We start from the raw sequence: 23,746 nt of genomic DNA on the forward strand, positions 1-23,746 counted from the left end.
AAAAATGAAGTGGATCGAAATTTACAAAAAACTCGTGAACATCGACACAGGACCCGATCTTCCATTCGAAGAGAAGCTGAGGCGAACGTCGTTTCTGACAGAAATCCTCGAAGACCTTGGTTTCAGAGTGGAAAAAAGGGAAGCCGCTTACGTGGCCTTCCGTGGGAAACCGCCTTACATTACCCTCATAGGACATCTCGACACCGTCTTTCCCGAAGGTGAATCGAAGAGAAGACCTTTCACAATAGAAGGAAACATCGCCAAGGGTCCTGGTGTTTGTGACATGAAAGGGGGAGTTGTGATTCTCCTTGAGTCTTTGAAAAGATTCCTCCAACAGAACGACACCGATCTCTGTGTGGTTCTGAATGTGGATGAAGAACTGGGATCACCGCTCAGTGGAGAATTGTTCAAAGAAGTTGCCGGTATGAGTTCCCACTGTCTATCCTTCGAGCCGGGAAGAGAAAACGGAGAGCTCATATCCTCCAGGAAGGGAATCATCTCCCTGTGGTTGTTCGCTCGCGGAAAAAAAGGACACGCTTCGAGACTGGACGAAGGAGCCAACGCGATCGTTGAACTGGCTTTCAAAGTGATGGAACTCACTTCACTGAACGGGAGATTTCCAAACCTTACTCTGAATCCAACGATCGTAAAGGGTGGTGCGGAAAGCAACGTGACACCGGACAAAGCGGAGGTTTATTTCGATGTCAGGTACTACGATGACAAAGAGTACGAGTTTCTCGAAGAAACACTGAAACGACTCTCTGCTGTACATCCTGAAGCGAACGTTTCTTACAGCTTGAAACTCAGAAGGCTTCCTATGAAAGAAGATCCTGATTTTGTGAACATCGTGAAGATGTCTGCCGAAGAGATTGGAATGACTGTGAGTTTTGTGAGGGCAACTGGTGGAGGAGACGTGGCGTTTTTCTCGCAGAACGGCGTTCCTTCCATAGACGGCCTGGGTATTCCCGGTGGTAAGATGCACTCCGAGGATGAATACGCGAGACTCGATCAATTTGAAGATAGGGTGAATCTGGTTGTACATCTTTTGAGAAAACTTGGAGGTGAAAAAAATGTTCGTTGATACAACCTTAAGAGATGGACATCAATCTCTGATTGCGACGAGGATGAGAACGGAAGATATGCTGCCTGCTCTCGAAGCGTTCGACAGAATGAATTTTCACTCCATGGAAGTCTGGGGAGGAGCAACCTTCGATGTCGCCGTTAGATTTCTGAACGAAAATCCATGGGAGAGGTTGAAAAAGATAAGAGAGGGTTTGAAGAACACGAAGATTCAGATGCTTCTGAGAGGACAGAATCTCGTTGGCTACAGGCACTACGCGGACGATGTTGTGGAGCTTTTCATAAAGAAAGTGGCGGAGTATGGACTGGATATCATACGTATCTTCGATGCGCTGAACGATGAAAGAAACCTGCAGAAATCTATTGAAGAGTCAAAAAAGCACGGTCTTCATGTTCAGGTAGCGATCAGTTACACGGTGAGTCCTGTCCACACTCTCGATTACTATCTTGACTTCGCAAGAAAACTTCTGGATATGGGAGTGGACTCGATTTGTATAAAGGACATGGCGGGGCTTCTCACTCCAAAAAGGGCTTACGAACTCGTCAGGGCTTTGAAAGAGAAGTTCGGTGTTCCCGTTGAGGTCCACTCTCACTGTACCACAGGCTTTGCTCCCCTTGCGTATCAAGCGGCTTACGAAGCAGGGGCGGATTTTTTCGATACGGCTATTTCTCCGTTTTCTATGGGAACGTCTCAGCCAACTTTTGAAACCATGTATTACGCTTTCAGAGGAAACGGAAAAGAGGATTTTGACAGAGAAGCGCTGAAGTTTCTGGTGGATCATTTCACGAAGGTGAGAATGAAATACGTTGAGTACGATGTGGGGATGAAGTATCCAGATTCGAGGATCATATTCTCGCAGATTCCCGGTGGTATGTACTCCAACCTTCTCAAGCAACTGAAGGAGCAGAGGATGGAACACCTGCTTGATAAGGTGCTCGAGGAGGTTCCGAGGGTCCAAAAAGACCTCGGTTATCCACCACTCGTCACACCAACAAGTCAGATCGTGGGTGTTCAGGCGTTTCTCAACGTGGTCTATGGTAGATACGAGCGGATAACCAACGAAACGAAGAATTACGTGAAGGGACTCTATGGTAGGCCACCCGCACCGATCGATCCAGAACTGATGAGAAAAATTCTCGGTGATGAGAAGCCCATAGATTTCAGACCTGCTGATCTTTTGGAACCCGAACTGGACAAAGCAAGGAAAGAATTGGGAATTCTTGCTGAAACAGACGAAGATCTCCTCATTGCTGTGATCCTGGGAGAGGTTGGTAAGAAATTTTTGAGGAAGAAGTACGAGGAGAAGATCGGTGTGGACTTCAACTATCTCGAGTCTCTCTCTGACTTTACCGATGACATGCCGGTGTATCCAGTGTAAATCTCAAAAACGTTGTAATCTCCTTCTCTCCTGTAAGCGATTCTGAAGCCATGCATTTCGAAGAATTCTCTTGCGAGGTACAGGCCCAGTCCTGTACCTTTGCTTTTTTTCTTTTTCTCGAAAAGATTTGCACGCACCTCATAGGGGATCTCTGGTCCGGGACCTTTCACGATGACTTTGTCTTTTTTCACGTGGACCTCCACCGGTCCCGCAGAATACTTCACAGCGTTTTCTATCACGTTGTAAAAGGCTCTGAAAAGCTTCATGGGATCAGCTTCGACTTCCACGACGTCATCGTACTTGAAAATGACTTTTCCTGGGAATTTTTCCACCACGTCGTTCACGAGTTCGACGAGATTAACCGGCTCTTTTCTCAACCTTTCAAGACCAGCTTCGAGCTTGGCAAATTCGTAGAATTCTTCTATGATTTTCTGCAAATTTTCGTCCTCAACCTCATTCCATACGAGCGATTTCACATCGTGCACAAAACCGGTGACGATGTCTTTCAATTTTTCCGTTTCTTTTTCCTGAATCAGCGAATTTTCGACTATCGAATTCACCTCTTCGGCAAGTTTTGTGATCTCATCGTTCAGGAAATCTTCGAATCGACTTTTTCTGGCTACAGCTTCTCTGAGCTTCCTCAGTCTGCTGGTCACCAGAATATGAGTAGCGAGACTAACAAAGAGCGCTGAAAAGAAAGAGAAAATAACGACATCCACAAAGTTCATCCTGTTTCCCCAGAAGATTCCAAGTAAGGCTATATTCACAAGAAAGGTGATAAGAAAGGTTCTCAAAGATATCATCTTTCTCCCCCCGTGAACATGTAACCCACACCCCAGATGGTCTTTATGTATCGAGGACGGTTTGGGTCGTCCTCTATGGCTTTTCTGATTCTCTTTATGACTGTGTCCACAACCCTTGGTGAGACAGGGTCTTCCCAAAAGGTTTCCAGGAGTTTCTCTCGCGTGACGACTTTTCCGGCGTTTTCTGCGAGAAAGAGCAGTATCTCGAATTCTTTTTTGGGAAGATGTATTCTTTTCCCCTTCAAAAACACAGTAAAACCAGAGGCATCTATCTTCAGATCCCCGAAGTCGTACAGTCCCTTCTTTTCCCTCTCCAGAAATCTTTTCACTCTCACGAGGAGAATCTCTGGATTGAACGGTTTTGTCACGTAGTCGTCCGCCCCCGCTTCGAATCCTTTCAGAACGCTTTCATCATCGGAAAGGAGCGTTAGGAGTATCACCCAGGTTTCGGGTCGGGTTTCTTTTATCATCCTGCAGATCTCGTAACCACTGTAGTCTGGAAGCATGACGTCCAGAACCACAACATGAAAGACTTCCTCGTCGTTCAAAAAATCTTCTCCTGTGAGGAAGGTTTTCACCTGTCCCAACTGCTGGAGTTTTTCACTCACCGTTTTCAGAATATTTTTGTCGTCATCCACAACGGCTATCTCCCACATCATGAGAATTTTAGCATTGGAAGGAAAGAAACGAAAGCGATGATCACAATGACCGGACCTGGTGGCAGGTCGAGATTGTAAGCGGTCAGAAACCCCGCGAAGAAAACGCCGGTGCTGAAGATGACGGATATTGTTGTGAGTGACCAGAAGGATTTTCCAAATATTTTCGAGACGAGTCCGGGAAGGATCAGAAGAGCACCTGTGAGAATCACACCAACCACTTTGACGGTCGTCACCACGGTGATAGCGATGAACGAGGTGATCAGAAAACGGATGAGATCTGTTTTTATGCCATAAAACCTGGCCATTTTTTCATCTACTATGAAATACTTGATGTCCCATCTGAACACCACGGTGAGGATCACGCTCAGGGAAAGGACAACGGCCGTTATCGCGACGTCGGTGCTGTTCACAAGAAGTACGTCACCGAACAGATACCCCATCACATCTGTCTGATACCTTCCCGAAACAGAAAAGAGAACCACTCCAACGGCCATGAAGAAGGGAAGGAGGATGCCTATGGCACTGCTTTCGCTGATCCTGGAGCGAGAAAAGAGACTCACCGCAAAAGCGAAAAGAAGAGCCGTGGCAAAGGCAATCAATCTGTGATCCGCTCCGATGAGAGTGGCTACAGCAAGCCCGGCAAAGACTGCGTGTGCGGTTCCATCTCCTATGAACTCCATCCTTCTAAAAACCACTATTGGAGAAACAAGGCCGGATAAAGACGCGACCAGGATTCCCCCAACGAAAGCTGTCCTTAAGAAACTGTACTCAACGAGATCGTGAAAGAAGCTCAATCTCTCTCCCTCCCATGGTAGATCTCGTAGTGTCTTGTTCCTCTGATCCATATGTCGAAGTCTGTGAAGATTCTCTTGAGGTCTTCAGGGTTGATCGTTTCAGTTGGACCATGACAGTGAAGGGTCCTGTTGAGACACATGATGGTGCTGCATTCTTTGAACACCATTCCGATGTCGTGGCTGACCATGATGACTGTGATATTTTTTTCTTTCCTCAATCGGTTCAGAAGCTCGTAAAAGGAAGCCTTTCCCATTTCATCCACTCCAGCCTCAGGTTCGTCCAATACGAGAATATCCGGATCTGAAAGAAGGGCCCTCGCGAGTGAGAGTCTCTGGAATTCACCACCTGAGAGGTTCTTTATCGGATCGTTTTCTTTGTGAAGGATCCCCACATCTTTCAAGGTCGATCTCACCTTTTCCCAGTCTATCTTTCTGTACCTGCCGTACATTCCCATCGCAGCGAACTCTTTTACGGTGATGGGAAACTCTCTCTGAACCTGATGGAGCTGTGGAAGGTATCCTATCTTCCCTCTGACTTCTACCTTGCCTTCGTAATTCTTTATCTCCCCCACCAGAATTCTCACAAGTGTGGTTTTTCCTGCTCCGTTCGGGCCGATTACTCCAACGAATTCACCTTCTTCCACGGAGAAGGTTACATTCTTCAGGATCTCAAAATCGTTTATTCTGTAGGTCAGATTCTTCACTTCCACGATTTTCATTTCAGCGCCTCCTGGATCACAGAAAGATTCTTTCTCAGGAGTTCCACGATCGTCTTTTCTCCGTTCACTCCGAGGGGATCGAGCACGAAGCTCTTCATTCTCAGTTCTTTTTCGAGGCTCGAAAGAATCTCTGCCGGCTGCTGTGGTTCTCTGAACAGGGCAGCAATCTGTTCTTTTTTCCTGAGGATCTCTTTGATCGTGGAAAAACTCGTGCTGTGTTCATGACCGCTGGAGAGTGGTATCAATTCCAGGCCGAATTCCTTGAAGAAGTACGTAAAACTCGGATGAGCCATCACCACTGTTTTTCCGGTGTAGGGAAGGAGAGTTTCGAAAGATTCTCTGATCACGGTGTCCAGTCCGCTTACGATCTCTTCTGCTTTCTGTCTTATTTCACTCTGTTTTTCCGGGAATTTCTCGATGAGAACCTGGTACAGTCCAGGAACAATGTAGTATTTGAGGAAGAAAGGATCGAGCCAGATGTGAGGGTTCTCGTCGACGAGAAGAAGTGCTGGAATGAAGTCTGAAACGAAAACTGTCTTTTCTTTGTATTTTTCCAAATACGTTTCCAATCCGAGTCCGTTCGCTACGATCAGATCCGCTTCTTCCAGAGTCTTAGCGTCGGAAGGCTTTAGTGAAAACAAGTGTGGATTCGCTCCAGGGGGAACAAGGAGCTTTACGCTCGCCGTATCGCCGAGCAGTTGAAAAACGATGAGGTAGTACGGGTTTATCGTGGTCACGATAGTTTTGCCGAAACTCAAAACGGTGACAGCGAGTACTAGAAGGAGAAGAATCCTCCTCATTTTTCCACCTCCTTTTTGCATTCCTTACAGATTCCGTGAATCAAAAACAGATGACTTTCTTCAGAAAAATCGTACTTTTCCTGGAGTTTTTTAAGAAATTCATCCACGCATTCTTCGAAAGGAAAGAGCTTCCCGCATTTCTCACAGATCAAAAAGTGATAGTGTCTTTTCTTCTTGAAGAAGTATCTCGGGCCACCCACACTGAAAGAACCCACGAGATTTCTTTCCTCTAAAAACTTCAAAGCCCTGTAGACCGTGGAGAGGTTCACATCCAGTTTTCGATGTATCTCCTCGGCAGTGAGAGGAACTCTGGAAGATTCGATTATTTCGAAAACGGCTTCCCTGTTTTTTGTCATCCTCATACTCTCACCTGCAAATGCAAAGCATTTGCAAGTTATATTGTACTACACACAGTCGCTGATTTCAAGATATCATTCAAACATTGTACTGATGATATATTTCTCAGTATTCATCGTGCTCTCCGATTATACCGTATTATGGTATAATGAAAATGGATGGCAGATGTCGTATTCGTCGAAGCTGAGTTCTTCGATTTTTTAAGGGGTTTATTTTAGAAAATATAACTTTGTTAAAACAAAAATCAGGAGGTGATTCGATTGAAGGTGAAATACTACACCAGCATAACACAGGTGGAACAATTGTCTCCTGAAGAAAGAGAGAGGTTGAAGAGGATAGAGGAAAAGTACCGATTCAGAGCCAACTCTTATTACTTGAGTCTCATAGACTGGTCAGACCCTGATGACCCTATCAGGAAGATCGTAGTACCCGAGGAGGATGAACTTGAGGAGTGGGGAACGCTGGATGCTTCTAACGAAAAATCTTACACCGTTGCGAAGGGGCTTCAGCACAAATACCCGGACACGGCCCTCTTTCTTGTGAACGATGTTTGTGGTGGATTTTGCAGATTTTGTTTCAGGAAGAGACTCTTCATAAACGTTGGAGCCGAAGTCATACGAGACATCACACCTCAACTCGATTACATCCGCACTCACAAAGAGATAACGAACGTTTTGCTCACGGGAGGAGATCCGCTGCTTTTATCGACAGAAAAGCTGGAAAAGATAGTGAGTTCCTTGAGAGAGATAAATCACGTTCAAATTATCAGAATAGGTAGCAAGATACCAGCGTTTAACCCTTACAGAATAATAGACGATCCGGATCTGTTGATGATGATCAGAAAGTACAGCACAAAAGAGAAGAAGATATACGTGATGACACAGTTCAACCACCCCCGGGAACTGACCAGGGAAGCGATAGAAGCGGTGAATCTTTTGAAAGACGCAGGAGCGATGCTTTGCAATCAGACTCCTCTTCTGAGGGGAATAAACGACGATCCTGAAGTGCTCGGTGAGCTTCTGGACAGACTTTCCTTTGTTGGAGTGACTCCCTACTACGTGTTCCAGAACAGGCCTGTTTCTGGAAACAGGAAATTCGCCGTTCCGATTGAAGAGGGTTACGAGATCTTCACGAAGGCGATTTCGAACATATCTGGTGTCGCCAAGCGGGTCAGATACGTTATGTCTCACAGAACAGGGAAGATAGAAATCGCAGCCCTCACGAAAAATTTCATCGTTTTCAAATACCATAGAGCACACGATGAGAAGAATAGAGGAAAAGTCATGGTGTACAAGAGGAATTCCCAGGCGCTCTGGTTCGACGACTACAGTGAACTTTTGGAAGAATACACCGTGTGAATCCCCCTGCCGGAGATTAAAAGTGGTTGAAACTCACTTTCACTTCTTCTCTTGGATACTTGGGTTTCGGATCGTCCGGGTATCCAACCGGGAGTATTACCTCAAATCTCAAATCTGATGGTGTGTTCACGATTTTTGCTATTTCATTTGGATTCGGCGGTGTGTACGGGACGGTTCCAAGTCCCTGTTCTTCCAATGCGAGGAGAAGATATCCGATCGCGAGCCAGACAGATTCTCTCGAATAGGGTGCGTCTTTTTTTGAGAACACGAGCAGAAGATATGGTGCTTCTTCGAGAAAGGGTTTTTTCCAGTTGAAACTGTTTTCGTTGAGCCATTCTTTAAGTTTTCCTCTCACGTTTTCGTAGAAGTCTTTCTCGGCCTTTTCACAGGTTTCCCTGATTTGTCTTTTCATTTCTTCATCTTCTACGACGAGAAATCTCCAGGGTTGAGCATTCATTCCCGAGGGAGCCTCGTTCGCCATCTTCAGACAGTACATCAACTTCTCAATGGAAGGCTTTTCTTCTCTGAATTTTCTCACGGTCTTTCGCTGTTTTGCAAGGTCGTAGAGCATCCTCATACCCCCGTGAAGATGTATTTTGGAATGCGAGCCTTCACAGTCTTAGCGGGATTCACGAGCTGAGAGATACCCACATCGACGGAGAGACTGGCAAGCATGTAGGCATCTGTGAAGGGAACGGTTTTCCTCCTCTGGATGAACCACACCGCTTCGCGTGTGACTTCTTTCAGAGCCTCTTCGATATCTGGAAGAGAAACGATGATGTAGTAGGCATCGTTCGTTTCAATCACGGGCCATTTGATTTCTTCCTTGGATACATCGATCTCCACAACCACTTTTGCAGGGACTTCGCACGCGGAGACGCACACTTCTCCGTCTCCCATCGTTGCGTGGACGTCTCCCAGAGCAAGAAGTGCACCTTCCTGGAACACTGGAAGGTGCACCGTGACGTTCTCTGTTATCTCTTTCGTGTCCATGTTTCCCCCATGTCTGTGGGCTGTTCCTGTTGGGTACTCTCCTTCCTGAGGTGCGACACCGATCACTCCTACCATCGGGTGAATTGGAATCCTCATACCATCGAACAGAACGGCCCATTTCTCTATTTCCAGTTCTTTTGTGTGAAAACCCTCCACTTCGTCACCGAGAACTCCGAACCCCTTGCCAGTTACGATCACTCCTCTTCGAGGAAGTTCTATCCTCTTTATCCGAACCTTCAGTGTGTCTCCGGGCTTTGCACCGTTGACAAATACAGGTCCCGCCGCTGGATTCACCTTCGAAAAATCGATTTTATCGTAATTACCACCAAGTGCATCGAGTGTTTCGAACACGACCTGTTCACCAGGGTATACCTCTTCCACGGGTACCATGCTCGCAGAAAACGAGTATACACACCTCTGGGCTGGTACAATCTTCATGTTCTCATCTCCTCACTCACACTTTGACCAGCCGCAGTTCTTACAGCTCACACATCCTTCTTGCTTTATCAGAGAGTTCTTCGAGAGACAAACGGGACAGTACACGTTTCCTTCGTCGTCCACGTAGTAACCGCTTTGCCATCTGAGGTTGTGTGCCACTATGAACTTTTCTCTTTCGATCGGCTCTTCCTCGCTCTCTGGTGCCTCTTTACCCGTTCTGAGCCACAGTTTTGCGAAGTCTTCAAGCGCTTTCTTGATTTCTTCGGCGAGACCCTTGCAGTATTCTCCTTTCACCTTCGAAAGCTGTTCCACTATTTCATCTATTGAAACTCCAGCTCTGAGCGCTACTGAAGAGAGTCTTCCTATCGCTTCGGCCATTTCACTGCCGTTGGAAATGAATATCTCCACTGCTTCTCCCGTGTCGTCGAAAGATATCGTTATGTAAGTGGTACCATCGGGCCTCTTGTACTTCCTTGTGACACTTCTGAGAGTATCTTTTCTCGGTCTTGGGTGGAGCTTCAGCTTCTCATCGACGACGAAGAACTGGACCTTTGGAGCCTCCGGTGTCTTCAAGGCTTTCGTCAGCACTTGCGTTTGCAGAGAGCCATCTCTGTACACGGTGATGCCCCTAACGTTTGTTCTGAGGGCTTCAAGGTACACGTTGAGAACATCATCCACGGTTGCGCTCTGAGGCATGTTGATCGTTTTGGAGATGTTGTTATCAACGTACCTCTGGAATGCATCCTGCATGAGCAGGTGATCCATCGGATCTATATCGAGTGCGACCACAAAGACTTTCTTTATTTTCTCCGGAACATCCGGGATATCCTTCAAGCTTCCCTTCTCTATGAGTTCTTTCTCTATCTTCTTGAGGATCTCCGGATTCAATTTCTCTCTGAGCACCTGGTTCACGTAGAGAAGAGGCTCTTTCGTCCCGTCTTCCTTCGTCACGAATCTGGTGTATGCGAGGAGGAAGTTTGGTTCCAATCCTGACGAAGTGTCTGCTATGTTCGAGATCGAACCGGTGGGTGCGATCGTCAGAAGAGCGACGTTTCTTCTGAACTCTTTTGTCATCTTCATGACTTCTCTTATTTCATCGTCGTAGTTGCTCATACCCATAGCGAAAGGCACGAAGTTGTCTTCCGTTCTGTACCTCGAGATCTCAAGGAGCGGGAAGTTCCCTTTTTCTTTTCCGAGTTCATAGGAAGTTCTGTGTGCTTGGAGCGCTATGAAAGCCATGAGATTGGCCGCGAAATCACGAGCTTCCTGAGAATTGTAAGGAATTTCGAGCTTGTAGAGGAGATCGGCAAATCCCATTATTCCAAGACCGAGCCTTCTGCTCTCTTTGACTGCTTTTGTGATCTTGTCTATTGGAAACACGTTCACATCGATGACGTTGTCGAGGAAACGAACGGCTATCTGGACGAGTTCCTGAAGCGCTTCTAAATCCACAAAACCATTGTTATAGAACTTTGCAACGTCGATGGAACCGAGGTTGCAGGCTTCGTAATCTGAAAGCCCGATTTCACCGCACGGATTGGTCGAGTTGATCTTTCTGTGCGGGTAGAGTGGATAGTATTTGTTCATCTCTCCGAGGAAGGCAAGTCCCGGGTCTCCACTCTTCCAGGCATTTGTAGCGATCTTTCTGAAGAGTTCTCTGATCTTAACCTTCTTCCTGATCGTGCTTCTTGGATGAGAAAGCTCGAGTTCACCGTCTTCTTCGTAGAGTTTCAGAATCTCTTTCTTGTCCATTGGAAATCCAACAGAGAGGTTGAAGAAGTTCAGCACCGCTTCTCCCGTGTTTTCTTTCTTTGCGTCTATGAATTCTTCTATGTCGGGATGGTTTATGTTCAAGATGCCCATCAGTGCCCCGCGTCTTCTGTAACCCTGTTTCACAACGGAGATGGCGGAGTTGAAAACGTGCATGAAAGAAACGGGACCGGACGCTTTTCCGTGTGTGCCTGCCACAAAACTGCCCTTCGGCCTCAACTCAGAAAAGTTACTCCCCACTCCTCCTCCCACTTTCGTTATGAGTGCGTACTCTTTCACCGCTTCAAAGATCTCTTCGATGCTGTCGCCAACGGGTACTACGAAGCACGCGGAGAGCATATGAAGATGGTTTCTCGATCTGTAAATTTCTTCGTAATCTTCCAGTGTCATCTGATCGATGGGCTTCCACAGGAGATCGTGCTTCACCCCGAGTCCTGCGTTGAAGAGGGTGGGACTGTTTGGAATGAAGATCCTCGCTTTCAAAACTCTGAAGAAGGTATCCTCCCATTCTTTTATTCTGTCGAGTTTTTCGTTCTTCTTGTACGATGGGTTCAGAAGCTCTGCCGTTGCTACAACTCTTGCCACCCTTCTTGCCACGTCTTCCCATTTCGTTTCCAGATAATTCCCATCCAGATCCTTCATGAAATACCTGTCTCTGAGGATTATCTGAGCATTTTTTGAAGGTTCAACATCGATCCACTTTGAGATCAAATCGGACAACTTCATGCTCTCCCTCCTATTTTTTAACAACATATTGTGTATTTTTTCACAGCGATTCAACATTTGGTAGGGTTTCCCGAGAAATTATACATCACCATCCCGGTGGATATTCTGAAACAGTATCGGAAAATTTCTAAAGAATTTCCCATGGTATCCTTTTGAAGATGAGAGTAAAAGAGATAAATGTTAAGAGCGCACTGACTTATTCCGAATCGAAAAGAAGGTACACTCTCAGCCCTTACGTGGGCTGTACCAATGCCTGTGTGTACTGTTACGCCAGTGATTACGCACGGCGATACAGAGAGATGAACTGGAAGTCAGAAATCATCGTGAAACGAAACATAGCCGAAGTTCTCAGAAAAGATATCATCAAGAAGAAACCACACCACGTTTTCATGAGCACCATGTGTGATCCGTATCAACCTATCGAGAAAGAGTACAAGCTCACTCGAAGATGTCTCGAAGTCTTTCTGGAGTTCCCGCTTCTGGAAATCGAGGTGATGATTCTCACAAAATCCACACTCGTTTTAAGGGACCTGGACCTGTTTAAGAAGATGAGAAGAATCTCGGTTGGACTCAGCGTCACAACTGATGACGACGAAATCCGGAAGATGTTCGAGCCCAACGCGAGTTCCATAGAGGAGAGAGTGGAGGTTTTGAAGGTGCTGAAAGAAAATGGAATAAGGACCTGTGTTTTCATCAGTCCCATGCTTCCCATGAACCCGAAAAAGCTGGCGAGCGTGTTGAAACCTCACGTGGATTGCGTGTTTATCGACGACATGCACTATCGATGGCGTGTGAAGGATTTTTACGAAAAACTAGGGTTTTCCTGGGCACTTGAGAATGAGTACTTCGAAAGAACTCGAAAAGAACTACTTGAACTCTTTCAATAAAGAGGGCAGAGCGCCCTCTTTTCAAGATCTGAACATCTCTTTGAGAGATGTGTAGAGTTTTTTGAATTTCTCGTGTAGTTTTTCGTAGGTTTCTGTGTTTTCAACAGCAGGGTCAGTGTAACTCTTCACGCGGAACCACTCTTTCGAAATTTTCGCGGGATTTTCTCCCATTGAGCCAGACACTGCGAGGATCGCTGCACCGTAAGACGCCCCTTCATCCACGGCTGGTTTTTGTATTCTCAATCCTGTCATATCTGCGAGCATTTTGTTCCATACCCTGCTCTTTGAACCTCCTCCTGTAATTCTCACACTGTTGAGAACCACCTTGAGTTCTCTCAGTATATCGAACGAATCTTTGATACCGAAGGCAACGCCTTCGAATATGGCTCTCACCATATCCCACTTGGTGTTGTACGAGGATATACCGAAGAAAACACCCCTCGCGAATGGATCTCTGTGTGGTGTCCTTTCACCGTTGAGATACGGCAGGAAGATTATCCCGTTTGATCCTGCAGGAATTTTATCCACCTCTTCGTTGATTGTTTCGTAATCTTCGCTCAGGAATTTTTCCTTGAACCACTCCAGTGAATAGGTAGCGGAGAGCATCACACCCATGTGGTATCTTGTTTCTGGAACGGTGTGTGCAAAGAAATGTACTCTACCCTTTGGATCGGGCTGATTCCCTTTTGTGGGTGCCAGAACGGTTCCTGAAGTACCGAGACTCACCATCACGTCACCCGGTTCTACGACGGCTATTCCAAGAGCTGCACAGGCGTTGTCGGCTCCTCCGCCTATCACAAGCGTGTCTTCGGAGAGACCGAGATCCGACGCTACTTCGGGTTTCACATTTCCAACCACGCCGTTCGACGGTATTATCTCTGGAAGAACACTTTCCGGTATGTTGAGTTCTTTCAATACGTCCTTGTTCCATTCCATCTTTGACACACTGTACATCACCGTTCCGGAGGCGTCGGAATGCTCCGTTTTCACCTCACCGGTGAGCATGTAGTTTATGAAATCTTTCGGAAGCATGATTTTTGAGATTTTTTCGTAGATCTCAGGTTCATGCTTTCGGATCCAGAGTATTTTTGGGAGTGTGAAACCGGGCAAAATAGGATTTCCGACGAGCTTGAGAACGTTTTCCTCTCCGCCGAGGATCTGGGTGGCTTCTTCACACTCTTTGTATGTTCTCTGATCGCACCAGAGGATGGCATTTCTCAGGACTTTACCGTTGTCATCTATTGCTACAAGACTGTGCATCTGCCCGCTGGTGGAGATCGCTCTTATTTTGCCGCCCATTTCTTTCGATCTGTCGGAGAGGTTTTTCAGTATTTTTCTCACCGCCTCCCACCAGGAGAAGGGATCCTGCTCTGCCCAGGCGGGCTGAGGAGTGAGCATCATTAGTCTTTCGTTCGCAGTAGCGAGAATCTCTCCCTTCTCGTTCACAAGAATTCCCTTGACGCCGGTCGTTCCCACATCGAGTCCCACGTACAGGTTCATTATGCGACCCTCCCGTTCTGTTTTTTCTGTCCAGATGCGTAGTACATTATTTCCTCCTGGGTGACTTTTTTCTCTCTGTTGTCCAGAACGGCTGTGATTTCACCTTCCCACATGACGATTATTCTATCGCTGAGATTCAGTATTTCTGGGAGTTCCGAAGAGATCATGATCACAGCTTTTCCCTGTGCGGCGAGTTCTCTGATCATTCTGTGTATTTCTGCCTTTGCACCAACGTCTATTCCGCGTGTTGGTTCGTCGAAGATCAGAATATCCACATTCGTGGCGAGCCATTTGGCAAGGACCACTTTCTGCTGGTTTCCGCCCGATAGATTTTCTGTTATTTGATAAATGGAAGGCGTTTTTATGGAGAGTCTTTTTACATAGTCTTCTGAGATCTCTTCTTCTTTTCTTTCATCGAGCACGAGCCTCCATTTGCTGATTTTTTTCAGTGATGGGAGCACGATGTTGTCCTTCACAGTCATTCTCAAAACGAGTCCCTGAAGTTTTCTGTCTTCAGGAATGAGTCCTATCCCCATCTTTATGGCATCTTCCGGATTTTTTATTTCAACTTTCCTTCCGTTAACGTATATGTCTCCAGATTCCTTTTGATTCACTCCGAACACCAAGAGCATCGTTTCAGTTCTTCCAGCCCCCACAAGTCCCGCGAATCCCAGAACTTCTCCCTTTCTCACTTCAAAAGAAACATTCTTCACTTTATCCTTCCATCTCAGGTTTTTGACTTCGAGTGCAATTTCTCCGGGTCTGGTCTCAATTCCGTGTGGGAAAAACTCCACTTCACGTCCTACCATCATTTTTATGATCGTGTCCACATCGAATTCTCCTTTTTTCAACTCGCCGACTCTTTTTCCGTCTCTCATCACAACGATCCTGTCACTTATCCTCATAACTTCGTCCAGTCTATGTGAAACGAAAACGACAGAAATACCTCTACTTTTCAACATTTCTATGATTTCGAAGAGTCTTTCTGTCTCTTCGACAGTGAGAAATGATGTGGGTTCATCCATGAAGATGATCCTGGGTTCTTTAACCAGTGCCTTACATATCTCCACCATCTGTCTCTGGGCGGTGGTGAGATTTCTCACCAGAGCGTCTGGAGAGAATTTGGCGCCGATGAGATCGAGCAGTTCTTTAGATCTTGTGTACATATAGTTCTCATCAACTCTACTGGAAAGGGTTCTTTTCTGTCCTCTGACAGCTTCATAGGCGAGAAAGATGTTTTCCGCCACAGTCATGTTGTCACACAGGTTCAGTTCCTGATGGATAACACTTATACCCTTTTTGAACGCGTCGACCGGAGAGTGAAATTCTACCCTTTCGCCGTTGACCAGAATTTCTCCCGCATCAGGTTTGAGGACACCCGTCAGAATTTTTATGAGGGTGGATTTACCAGCACCATTTTCACCTATCAGAGAGACAATCTCGTTTTCGTAAACCTCAAAATCGACGTTGTCCACAGCCACAACTCCAGGGAATCTTTTCACTATGCCCTTTGCTTTCAGTATCTCCATTCGATCACCCCTGAAAACGAGGAGGGGAAACACCCCTCCTCGTGTTTTTCAGAATTTTATTGGAATTCCGAGTTCTTCCATCTTCTTCAAATATTCATCGAGGTTCTCTGGTGTGACCACGTCAACACCTGTGTCGATCACGTAGTCAACCTTTCCATCAACCTTGACTTTCGGAAGCATCATCAGAGTGTTCTGAACACCTATCTTGTTCATCAGATAAAGAACTGTGACTGACAGGTATCCCATCATGTAAGGTCTCTGCCCCATTGTTGCCTGAATAACTCCCTCTTTCACGTACTGAAGAATATCGGGTGTTGTATCGAAACAGACGATCTTCACTTTCCCAACTTTTCCAGCATTTTTCACCACGAGTGCCTGAGAAGGTCCGTTGTAGGCGTACACACCGAAAAATGCATCGAGATCTGGATGGGCATTGAGGGCAGCTTCCGCCAGAGACACAGCCCTTGCACCGTCTTCTTCATCGTTGAGAATGTCGACTATTTCTATCTCTGAATCCTTGATGGCGTCTTTGAACCCCTGGATTCTCTGAAGGGAATTCATAGCCGTCAGTGAACCCGTTCCTATGACGACCTTACCCTTTCCTCCAAGGAGCTCCTTCATGATGAGACCGGCTGTGTAACCCGCCTGGTAGTTGTCCGTTCCGATGTAGACGTACCTTCCGCTGTCTGGAGAGTCTGTATCGAGAGTGACAACAGGAATACCCATCTCAAGGGCTTTCTTGATGGTGGGGATGACTGCAGTTGGATCGGACGGTGCGATCGCAATACCGTCCACGCCCTCGGCTATGAAAGATTCGAGCATCTGAAGCTGGGCGTTGATATCTTCCTTTTGTGGGACGAAGAACTTCGTATCCACTCCGAGGGCCTTCCCCGCCGCTTTAACACCCTGTTCCACCTGTGACCAGTAAGGATGGACGGATTTTCCGATAACACCTATGGTGAGAGCCAGCGACAGACCAGCAACCAGGAGAACCGAAAGAAAAACCAGAAGTTTCCTCATGATAACACCCCCTTGAAAGATGGTTTATTCCACATACACCCACATCTTTTTTCTGTACACCGGATCTTCAGGGTTCACTCCTTTTCTTTTGAAAAGCTCGCTCAGAGTGACGAATTCGTATCCACGTTTTTTCAATTCTGGGATCAGTATCTCCAGGACTTCGACGATCGGATGCGGCTCCGGCTGTACGTCGTGAAGAAGAATTATTGCACCATCTCTTACGCCTTTCAGTACGTTGTTTACTATCTTTTGGGGATCTCTATCGCATCCTGCCCAGTCGTAACCGAGAACGCCACTCACAAACGGCATGTTTATCACATCGAACATGGTACCGCTCACTGCCAAGTTTGGTGGCCTGAAGAATCGAGGTTCTTTTCCTGCGTATTTCTTGATAAGCTTGTTCGTGCGTTCGATGTGATCTTTTATCGTCTCAGGATCTTTTTTGTCAAGTGGTTCATAATTCCACGAGTGATTTCCTATTTCACATCCCATGGATATCATTCTTTCGAGGATAGCTCGAGTACTTTCGTTCAACCTCTGTCCCACAACGAAAAAGGTAGCTACAACACCGTGTTTTTCAAGAGTGTCCAGTACTGCGGAGGTGAGTTTTACATCAGGACCGTCATCGAAAGTGAGCGCCACCAGTTTCACTCCGTTTTCCTCCTTGGAGTTCACTTTTGAATCAATTGAAAAAAGCAAAACTGTTGTCAAAAAGATCGAAAGAAAAACCAGAAGTCTTTTCATGACCCACCCACCTGTTATTTGCTTGCAAGTCTCCTTCTCAATATGTCGAGAGTTACTGCCACAACTATGACGATTCCGATGACTACATTGTGCCAGTACGTCGAAACGTTGAGAAGAACGAGAGCGTTCCAGAGAAGACTAATGATACTCGCGCCTACGATTGCTCCTAAAACACTTCCTTCTCCTCCCGTGAGACTCGTTCCACCGATCACGGTAGAGGCTATGGCATAGAGTTCGTACATATTACCAACACCTGGTTGCCCTTGAGAAAGCCTTGCCGCAATGATTATCCCCACCACACCGGCAAGGAACCCTGATACCATGAACGCTATCATTCTCACCCTGTCCACGTTCACCCCGGAAAATCTTGCGGCGACTTCGTTACCGCCGGAAGCCCTCAGGTGTTTTCCGTAAACGGTCTTTCTGAGGAAGAAATCTGCCACAAGAGCCACTGCAAGGAGAATCCACACCGGGATCGGTATCTTCAAAAATTCACCCTGCCCGATTTTCAAAAAAGAAGACGGGAGTCCGATTATAGGCCATCCCTTTGTGATCACGGCTGCCATGCCTCGGGCGATTGTCAGTGTTCCAAGGGTGATGATAAAGGCGGGAACCCTGAGTTTTGTGACGAACAAGCCGTGCCACGCACCTGCTCCTATAGAAAACAATAGAATGAGAATCACAGAGATCCACACGGGAACACTGTGAGTCATGAGCCAGGCGACCATTACCCCTGTGAGCGCCACCATAGAACCGGGGGAGAGGTCGATGGCTCCTCCCCCGGAGATGATGACAAAGGTTTCACCGATAGCTAACAGGCCAAAGATCGCTATCTGCCTTCCGAGAGCCTGAAGATTGAATGCCGTCAGAAAGCGGGGATTCAGGATAGCCGTGAAGACAGCCAGACTGACGAGAGCAACTAAAGGGCCGAGTTCTCTGAAAGTTCTCTTCTTAAATTTCGAAGCCAAGCTATCTCCTCCTCAGTAACACCTGTTGAATATTTCTTCCATGTCCTTCGCGGTTAAGTTACCGGGAGTTACAACAACCACTCCATTCAGTATCCTGTAGCCGGTTTCTGCCATCTTTGGAATATCCTCTTTTTTCACACCCAGTTCACTGAGTCTCTTGTTGAGACCGAACATTTCCTGGAAGTCTCTCAGTTTCTTGATAGCGATCCTTCCAGCTTTTCTATCGTCTGTTTCGTAAACGCCGAACACTTCCCTTCCAACGATGGCGAGTCTCTCGTAGGCGTGATCGAAGATGTATTCGAACAGGTACGGACCTGTGATGCACAGACCAAGACCATGGGTGATTTCTGGATAGAAACCACTGAGACCATGCTCCAGCGCGTGGTTTGCGATCACACCGGTCAGAGTCTCTGTGATTCCTGCTTCAGTACTGGCCCAGGCGAGGTTCGTTCTGGCTTCCATATCTTCTCCGTTCTCGTAAGCAACTGGGAGATATGTCACAATCCTTTTCATGGCGTCCAGGGCGAGGACATCCGAGTAAGGATTCGCATTCACGTTGAGGAAGGCTTCTATAGCGTGATAGAACGCATCCATAGAGGTGTACGCGGTCTGGTCTTTCGGTAATGTCTTCATCACTTCAGGATCCACAAGGGAGAGAACGGGAAAGGTGTTTCTATAGCCTATTCCCACTTTTTCTTTCGTTTGGGGATTTGTGATCACCGCAAATGGATCTGCCTCGGTTCCCGTTCCGTGTGTGGTGGGTATAGCAACAACGGGGATGGATTTTTCTGGAATCTTTCCACCACCTACGGGAACGTAATCCCAGAATTTTCCTTCATTCGGAGCGGTAATAGAAATCGCTTTTGCGCTGTCTATTGGACTTCCTCCACCAAGTCCTATGATGAAATCTATTTTCTCTTTTCTCACGATTTCTGCAGCCTCATCGACGTGATCCGATATCGGGTTGGGAATTATTTTGTCGAAGACGAAACTTTCCACTCCTGCTTTCTTGAGAAGATCTACCACTCTCTGCAAAAGGCCGGTCTTCTTAGTGCTGGAGCGCCCTGTCACAATCAATGCTTTTTTTCCGAGCTTTTTTGCCCTTTCTTCCAGTTCGTCCACCGCTCCCACCCTGAAAATGATCTCCGTTGGAAGATAGGATGAAATTTTGAACATACTGTCACCTCCTTTATTTGACTTCTTCTATTATGTCCTCGACAGCCAGTACGGCCGCACCCACGAGGTTGGAACTGATGTTTCTGAATTCTGTGGTTCTGATTTTCAGATCCTTCACAGCGGCCTTCAAAGCTCTTTGATGGACAAAGTCTTTTACAATATCGAGAAAACTATCACCAAGATCGACGACTTCCCCACCAAGGATCACGAGTTCAGGATTCAATATGTTCACCAGGTTCACGATGCCGACCGCTATGTTTTCCGCAAATTTCATCAGTATTCTTTTTGCATCGTTTCTCTGCTTCAGCGCCTGGAATTTCTCTATTGCGTTTTTTCCAGGGAGTTCTTTCCCGTACTGCTCGATCGCCCAGTTGATCGAAGAGACGAGTTCCCAGCAACCCCAGTTGGAACAGTGGCACTGCCTGTCGGAGTACATGTTCACTGTCATGTGCCCTGCTTCACCCGCTGTAAAAGAAGGACCTCTGAAGATCTTTCCATCGATCATCAATCCCGCTCCAACACCCTCTCTTATGATGATAAAAACGGCTTCTTTCACGTTTCTCAGATCTTCTGAGTGGTACTTTTCGGCGAGCATGGAAAGATTCGCCTCGTTGTCCGCAAGAACGGGAACATCGACTTTGAGGAGTTCTTTTATACTCACGTTCTCCCACTCAAGGTTTGGGGCGAGAAGTATTTTCTTTTCTTCCATATCAACCATTCCTGGAACGGAAAGAGAGATTCTTGAAATTCTATATTCACCTGAGATGCGTTCGTAGATTTCTTTGACTATGTTGAAGAATTCCACTGGTTCCCTCGGTGTGTTGAAAGTTCCCCTCGGTTCTACTTCTCCGTCGAAAAATCCAACACCGTAGGTCGTTATATTCACTCCTATATCGAAGACTAAACTCAAAAAGGCGTTCTTTCTTAGATCGAGGAGAATTCTTCTTCTTCCGGGAGAATTTTTCCCCATCGTACCGATCTCTCTTATATAACCTTCATCTATGAGTTCTTTCGTGAGTCTTGTTACACTGCTCGGCGTGAGCCCTGTGACCTCCGATATGTCTGATCTGGAGATGGGATGGTTTTCGTGAATCACCTTGAGGATGCTCTTTTTGTTGAGGATTTTTATTCTCGGAGAGTTGTATTTCAACTTCGATTCCTCCTTTTGGATCGTAATATTATCTTCTCATTAATTATATGCGGGAAATAATTTAAAATCAAGGTCGGATATCTGTTGTTTTCTCCATTTTCGACTGCTTAATAGGAATTATGGGTTTTTAACCTTAAAAATTGTAATTTTTCGGAGATTTCCTTCAGGCCTCTGGCGGTCACTCTCTCTTTTTCTTCAGATTGATACCATCCTTCGGTAAAACCGTATCTTTCAGCCAGTTCTAAAATTTTTTCGTACTCGTCCTGGTTCAGTTTTCTGCTTATTTCGGGAAATTTCTGGGCGTCAAAGTGAGGGATGTACTGATTCATTATGGAGAGAGGAATTCGTGTGGACAGGCTTGAAAGGAAAGAAAAAATTTCAGAATAATCCACCACGTTTCCAGGAAGAACAAGAATTCTCACAATGAGGCCTTTCATTTTTTCTTCGTCGAAGACACCCACCTGTCTGAACATCTCGATGATGGCCTTCTGAACAACTGTCCAGTAATCCGGGGTTTTTGAGTACTTTTTAGAAGCTTCGTTGTCCGAATATCTCACATCGGAAAGATAGATATCAACGGCACCTTCTAAAAGTCTGAGAATCTCGAGGTCTTCGTATCCGCTGGTGTTGTAGACGATGGGAAGGTTCAATCCATTTTCAATGGCGATTCTCAGGGCTGAGATTATGAACGGAAGGTGTGGTGTGGGGGTGACAAGATTCAGGGTCTTCGCACCGTGTTTTTGCAGGATCAAGAATATCTCCGCAAGGTCTTCCACTTCAACCTCTGTTCCTATTCCTTTCTGACTGAATCCCATGTTTTGACAGTATACACATTTCATGTTACAACCGCTGAAGAACACCGTACCCGCACCCGTTTTTCCAGAGATGGGAGGTTCTTCACCGAAGTGAAGAACCGCGTTGGATATCTTCGCTCTGGCGGGCAGTCCACAGATTCCGGTGGTTCTGTATCTATCAACACCACACTTTCGAGGACAGAGTTCGCACTTTTCAAGGTTGTCCCAAAGTGTGGTTTCGATCTCTTTTATTCTCTCAATTTTCTTTTTCGACATACTCGATTTTTGCTCCCAGTTTACTGAATTTGTCTATGACATCTTCGTAACCTCTGAATATGTGTTCAACGTTGCTTATCTCTGTAACACCATCCGCTATGATTCCCGCTATGAGAAGGGCAGCGGTTGCTCTGAGATCCGTTCCCTCAACAGGGGCACCGCTGAGCTTTTCAACTCCTTTCACTATGGCAACGTTTCCAGAAACTTCTATGTCCGCTCCCATTCTTTTCAACTCGTCCACGTGTAAGAACCTCGTTTTGAAGACGTTTTCGGTTATAACCGAGACTCCCGACGCTATCGATAGATACGCCATCATCTGAGGTTGGAGATCCGTGGGAAAACCAGGGTACGGATTCGTTGTAACATCCACCGCTTCTGGTCTTTCTCTCATTTCGATCTCTACTTCGTTTCCAAAAACTTTAAGTTTTACCCCTGTTTCTTCTAGTTTCTCAAAAAAGTTCGTGAGATGATCCGGGTTCACGTTCTTCACCAGACCTTTTCCTCGACTTGCTGCGATGGCTACCAGGTACGTTCCAGCTTCTATTCGATCGGGAATGATGCTGTATTCAACTCCCTGCATTTTCTCCACGCCTTCAATCACTATTCGGCTGGTTCCGGCTCCTTCAATACGTCCACCCATTCTGTTTATGAAATTTTGAAGGTCCACGATTTCAGGTTCCATGGCGGCGTTTTCTATCACCACACGAGTGCCTTCCAGGAGAGCCGCTGTGGTCATCAGGTGTTCCGTGGCACCAACGCTTGGAAAAGGAAGGGTAATCGTCACCTGGTCGGTTCTTCTTTCAAAGGTGGCTTCAACAAAGCCGTGTTCCACTTTTATCGAGAATCCCATTTTTTTGAGACCTTCAAGATGAAAGTCCACAGGTCTGACACCTATGGAACACCCGCCTGGAAGAGCAACTTTCGCCCTTCCAGTTCTCACAGCGATCGGACCGAGCACGTTGAAGGACGCCCTCATCTTCCTGACAAGTTCGTAAGGTACTTCCTGTGAGATATCGTTTTCTCTTTTGATCTTCAGTTCGTTCTCGTCGAATTCCACTCTGAATCCAATGGATCTCAGGATGTCTATCATGACGAAGACATCTTGGAGTCTCGGTACGTTTTTGAGAATTATCTCTTCATCGCATAGAATCGCCGCTGCCATTATTGGAAGAGCAGCGTTTTTTGAACCCGATATCTCCACTTCTCCTTCGAGAACGGTACCACCCTGAACGACCAGTTTGCCCAATCAAGCCACCGCCTTTTCAAGATCGAGGATCGCCTTTTCCAGATCCATGAAATCTTCAGGATAGCTTTTGTATGCAATCGAGTATTCGATGTCTCCTATACTTTCGATGTGATTTTTTATTCTCTCTTCTATATTCGGAGCCGTTTCTTTTCCAACACCGATTACGAAGAGTGCAAAAGTATCATCGGAGTATCTGCCCACACTATCTAAGGGTACCCTCACGCATTCTTTGAGAACTTTTCCTATCTTCATCAGCGCTTTTTCTCTTTCATTCTCAGATACCTTTGTTTTCACAAAGAATATCGTGTAAGGTGTGTTCTCTTCGAAGGCCCTCTGATGTTGATAAGATAGGAGTCTCAGGAAATGGTCTTTCGCGTACACTCTTGTCAGTGGATCGATCATTTTTGTAGTTCCCAGCTTTTCAAAGAAATCGTCGAACACCTGGAATTGTTTCTTCATGACTTCGTTGTATTCTTCTATCAGAGCCTCGAGCTCCTGCTCTCTCTGCTGGCATTGCCGCAGCTTCTCTTCCAGCTCTTCTATTCTTTTCAAAAGTTCCGTGCGTTCATCCATGTTGAGC

The 23,746-nt window shown here is 46.3% G+C and carries 23 protein-coding genes; 4 read left to right on the forward strand and 19 right to left on the reverse strand.

Annotation, left to right across the window (positions count from 1 at the left end; genetic code table 11):
- Window positions 1-4: 4 nt before the first annotated feature.
- Window positions 5-1,081: a M20 family metallopeptidase gene (locus tag TRQ2_RS04230; RefSeq protein WP_011943382.1), complete on the forward strand. Its 1,077-nt coding sequence runs from the start codon at window positions 5-7 to the stop codon at window positions 1,079-1,081.
- On the forward strand, window positions 1,071-2,459 hold the full coding sequence (locus TRQ2_RS04235; RefSeq protein ID WP_012310767.1) for a pyruvate carboxylase subunit B: 1,389 nt from the start codon (window positions 1,071-1,073) through the stop codon (window positions 2,457-2,459). Before TRQ2_RS04230 ends, TRQ2_RS04235 begins: the two co-directional genes overlap by 11 nt.
- On the opposite strand, the gene TRQ2_RS04240 is transcribed toward TRQ2_RS04235, so the two are convergent.
- From TRQ2_RS04240 to TRQ2_RS04265, 6 genes are read right to left on the reverse strand one after another with little or no spacing between them, the layout of a single operon-like run.
- A complete protein-coding gene (locus TRQ2_RS04240) occupies window positions 2,405-3,262 on the reverse strand; it encodes a HAMP domain-containing sensor histidine kinase (RefSeq protein ID WP_011943384.1) in 858 nt (285 codons plus the stop codon). The two genes, TRQ2_RS04235 and TRQ2_RS04240, sit on opposite strands and share 55 nt — an antisense overlap.
- Complete coding sequence (locus TRQ2_RS04245; RefSeq protein WP_011943385.1) at window positions 3,259-3,921, reverse strand: response regulator transcription factor; 663 nt, start codon at window positions 3,919-3,921, stop codon at window positions 3,259-3,261. Before TRQ2_RS04245 ends, TRQ2_RS04240 begins: the two co-directional genes overlap by 4 nt.
- Window positions 3,918-4,715 (reverse strand): metal ABC transporter permease, encoded by a 798-nt coding sequence (locus TRQ2_RS04250; RefSeq protein ID WP_011943386.1) that lies wholly within the window; start codon window positions 4,713-4,715, stop codon window positions 3,918-3,920. The genes TRQ2_RS04245 and TRQ2_RS04250 overlap by 4 nt, the downstream gene beginning before the upstream one ends.
- Window positions 4,712-5,434 (reverse strand): metal ABC transporter ATP-binding protein, encoded by a 723-nt coding sequence (locus TRQ2_RS04255; RefSeq protein WP_011943387.1) that lies wholly within the window; start codon window positions 5,432-5,434, stop codon window positions 4,712-4,714. The genes TRQ2_RS04250 and TRQ2_RS04255 overlap by 4 nt, the downstream gene beginning before the upstream one ends.
- The gene (locus TRQ2_RS04260; RefSeq protein WP_012310768.1) at window positions 5,431-6,234 is read right to left on the reverse strand and encodes a metal ABC transporter substrate-binding protein; all 804 of its coding nucleotides are present in this window, start codon (window positions 6,232-6,234) and stop codon (window positions 5,431-5,433) included. The genes TRQ2_RS04255 and TRQ2_RS04260 overlap by 4 nt, the downstream gene beginning before the upstream one ends.
- Complete coding sequence (locus TRQ2_RS04265) at window positions 6,231-6,596, reverse strand: Fur family transcriptional regulator (RefSeq protein WP_011943389.1); 366 nt, start codon at window positions 6,594-6,596, stop codon at window positions 6,231-6,233. The genes TRQ2_RS04260 and TRQ2_RS04265 overlap by 4 nt, the downstream gene beginning before the upstream one ends.
- A 255-nt stretch (window positions 6,597-6,851) precedes the next feature.
- Between TRQ2_RS04265 and TRQ2_RS04270 the strand changes: the two genes are divergently transcribed.
- The gene (locus TRQ2_RS04270; RefSeq protein ID WP_012310769.1) at window positions 6,852-7,949 is read left to right on the forward strand and encodes a KamA family radical SAM protein; all 1,098 of its coding nucleotides are present in this window, start codon (window positions 6,852-6,854) and stop codon (window positions 7,947-7,949) included.
- Between the two features lie 16 nt (window positions 7,950-7,965).
- Here TRQ2_RS04270 and TRQ2_RS04275 read toward each other — a convergent pair whose 3' ends face one another.
- From TRQ2_RS04275 to TRQ2_RS04285, 3 genes are read right to left on the reverse strand one after another with little or no spacing between them, the layout of a single operon-like run.
- On the reverse strand, window positions 7,966-8,520 hold the full coding sequence (locus TRQ2_RS04275; protein WP_011943391.1) for a nitroreductase family protein: 555 nt from the start codon (window positions 8,518-8,520) through the stop codon (window positions 7,966-7,968).
- A 2-nt stretch (window positions 8,521-8,522) separates the two neighbouring features.
- Window positions 8,523-9,380 carry an acetamidase/formamidase family protein gene (locus tag TRQ2_RS04280; protein WP_012310770.1) on the reverse strand — a complete coding sequence of 286 codons (858 nt, stop codon included), beginning with the start codon at window positions 9,378-9,380 and terminating at the stop codon, window positions 8,523-8,525.
- Between the two features lie 12 nt (window positions 9,381-9,392).
- Complete coding sequence (locus TRQ2_RS04285; RefSeq protein ID WP_012310771.1) at window positions 9,393-11,876, reverse strand: adenosylcobalamin-dependent ribonucleoside-diphosphate reductase; 2,484 nt, start codon at window positions 11,874-11,876, stop codon at window positions 9,393-9,395.
- Between the two features lie 158 nt (window positions 11,877-12,034).
- On the opposite strand from TRQ2_RS04285, the gene TRQ2_RS04290 reads away from it, so the two are divergent.
- The gene (locus tag TRQ2_RS04290) at window positions 12,035-12,763 is read left to right on the forward strand and encodes a DUF5131 family protein (protein WP_011943394.1); all 729 of its coding nucleotides are present in this window, start codon (window positions 12,035-12,037) and stop codon (window positions 12,761-12,763) included.
- Between the two features lie 21 nt (window positions 12,764-12,784).
- Here the strand turns inward: TRQ2_RS04290 and xylB are convergent, their stop codons facing one another.
- The 10 genes from xylB to TRQ2_RS04340 form a co-directional block, all read right to left on the reverse strand.
- Window positions 12,785-14,263, reverse strand: coding sequence for a xylulokinase (gene xylB / locus TRQ2_RS04295; protein WP_011943395.1), 1,479 nt, complete (start codon window positions 14,261-14,263; stop codon window positions 12,785-12,787).
- A complete protein-coding gene (locus TRQ2_RS04300; RefSeq protein WP_012310772.1) occupies window positions 14,263-15,825 on the reverse strand; it encodes a sugar ABC transporter ATP-binding protein in 1,563 nt (520 codons plus the stop codon). Before TRQ2_RS04300 ends, xylB begins: the two co-directional genes overlap by 1 nt.
- 15 nt (window positions 15,826-15,840) lie before the next feature.
- Window positions 15,841-16,812, reverse strand: coding sequence for a sugar-binding protein (locus tag TRQ2_RS04305; protein WP_011943397.1), 972 nt, complete (start codon window positions 16,810-16,812; stop codon window positions 15,841-15,843).
- 24 nt (window positions 16,813-16,836) lie between these two features.
- The gene (locus TRQ2_RS04310) at window positions 16,837-17,556 is read right to left on the reverse strand and encodes a polysaccharide deacetylase family protein (RefSeq protein WP_012310773.1); all 720 of its coding nucleotides are present in this window, start codon (window positions 17,554-17,556) and stop codon (window positions 16,837-16,839) included.
- Window positions 17,557-17,570: 14 nt separating this feature from the next.
- Entirely contained in the window at window positions 17,571-18,524 is a 954-nt protein-coding gene (locus TRQ2_RS04315; protein ID WP_011943399.1) for an ABC transporter permease, read from the reverse strand.
- A 12-nt stretch (window positions 18,525-18,536) separates the two neighbouring features.
- Window positions 18,537-19,700 carry an iron-containing alcohol dehydrogenase gene (locus TRQ2_RS04320; protein ID WP_012310774.1) on the reverse strand — a complete coding sequence of 388 codons (1,164 nt, stop codon included), beginning with the start codon at window positions 19,698-19,700 and terminating at the stop codon, window positions 18,537-18,539.
- 13 nt (window positions 19,701-19,713) lie between these two features.
- A complete protein-coding gene (locus tag TRQ2_RS04325) occupies window positions 19,714-20,850 on the reverse strand; it encodes an ROK family transcriptional regulator (RefSeq protein WP_012310775.1) in 1,137 nt (378 codons plus the stop codon).
- A gap of 107 nt (window positions 20,851-20,957) precedes the next feature.
- Window positions 20,958-21,920 carry a radical SAM protein gene (locus TRQ2_RS04330; RefSeq protein ID WP_011943402.1) on the reverse strand — a complete coding sequence of 321 codons (963 nt, stop codon included), beginning with the start codon at window positions 21,918-21,920 and terminating at the stop codon, window positions 20,958-20,960.
- Window positions 21,901-23,166 (reverse strand): UDP-N-acetylglucosamine 1-carboxyvinyltransferase, encoded by a 1,266-nt coding sequence (murA, locus tag TRQ2_RS04335; protein WP_011943403.1) that lies wholly within the window; start codon window positions 23,164-23,166, stop codon window positions 21,901-21,903. Before murA ends, TRQ2_RS04330 begins: the two co-directional genes overlap by 20 nt.
- Entirely contained in the window at window positions 23,167-23,739 is a 573-nt protein-coding gene (locus TRQ2_RS04340) for a diguanylate cyclase domain-containing protein (RefSeq protein ID WP_011943404.1), read from the reverse strand.
- Window positions 23,740-23,746: the final 7 nt, after the last annotated feature.

Source organism: Thermotoga sp. RQ2 (genome assembly GCF_000019625.1).
GTDB classification, from domain to species: domain Bacteria; phylum Thermotogota; class Thermotogae; order Thermotogales; family Thermotogaceae; genus Thermotoga; species Thermotoga maritima.